Consider the following 979-nt stretch of genomic DNA (forward strand, 5'->3'; position numbering starts at 1 on the left):
GTATTTAGGCTGGGAAAGCTTCAAGGCCTTCGCGGCCCTGGCCTCTATTGGATAGTTCCAGCAATCGAGTGGCAACGAACAATTGACATTCGAACCGTTACTACTTCCGTTGATCAGCAAGAAACCATCACGAAGGACAACGTTCCGGTGAAGGTCACTGTTGTCATTTGGTATTCCATTACAGACCCAATTAAGTCCGTTGTTGAAGTGGTCGACGTGGGAAGAGCTGTCGTTCAAGTTGCTTTGACATCAATGCGCAACGTCATAGGTCGACACACGCTTGACGACGTGCTAAAGGAACAGGAAAGACTTGGCACAGATATGCGCAAAGTCATTGATGGCGCGACCGAACCTTGGGGAGTCAAGGTCACAAGAGTGGAGATGCGCAATGTTGAAATTCCTGAATCCATGCAGCGGGCAATGGCTCAAGAAGCTGAGGCACTTCGTGAAAAGCGAGCGCGAATCATCAAGGCCGAGGCCGAGCTTGAGGCGGCGGTGAAGCTTAGAGAAGCAGCTGGCCTCATCATGKAAAATCCCGCGGGTCTGGAACTGCGACGGATGCAGATGATTACCGAGGTAGGAGCCGAGCAAAACACGACCACGATCATCATGATGCCAAGTGAGTTCGTGTCGATGGCTAAAGGCATCTCGGAATGGACAACCAAGCGTGGCGGCGAGGGGCCAAGAGATGATCGGGAGACCTAACCCTTCCTTCAAGCGGACGTGCCTACGGCACGCCGCTTAAGTCAAACGTTAGGCAACATCAGAAGCCGCCATGAGCCTGCATCCAGACTATCCTGTCGTCACGGGAACCTATCAAATGACCGATGAATGGGCGGTCGCTCTTCCTGAAAGGTTCAATCGACGAATAGAAGATGGAAGCCTTGTTCTCTGGAGGGCAACACTCACCTTCTGGGTCACCATTTGGGGGAACGACAAAGGCACATCCGAAGAGCAGCGGCTAGCTTCAATTTTGGAA

Annotated in this window: 2 protein-coding genes; both read left to right on the forward strand. The window is 52.2% G+C overall.

Annotated elements, in window-relative coordinates:
* Positions 1-705 (forward strand): slipin family protein (locus AC1D1X_RS24365; protein ID WP_477699497.1); only part of this gene is annotated, 705 nt, incomplete at its 5' end.
* 70 nt (positions 706-775) lie between these two features.
* The coding region (locus AC1D1X_RS24370) for a hypothetical protein (RefSeq protein ID WP_477699498.1) at positions 776-979 on the forward strand (204 nt) is incomplete at its 3' end.

The sequence above is a fragment of the Polaromonas sp. P1_G4 genome (assembly GCF_056405475.1).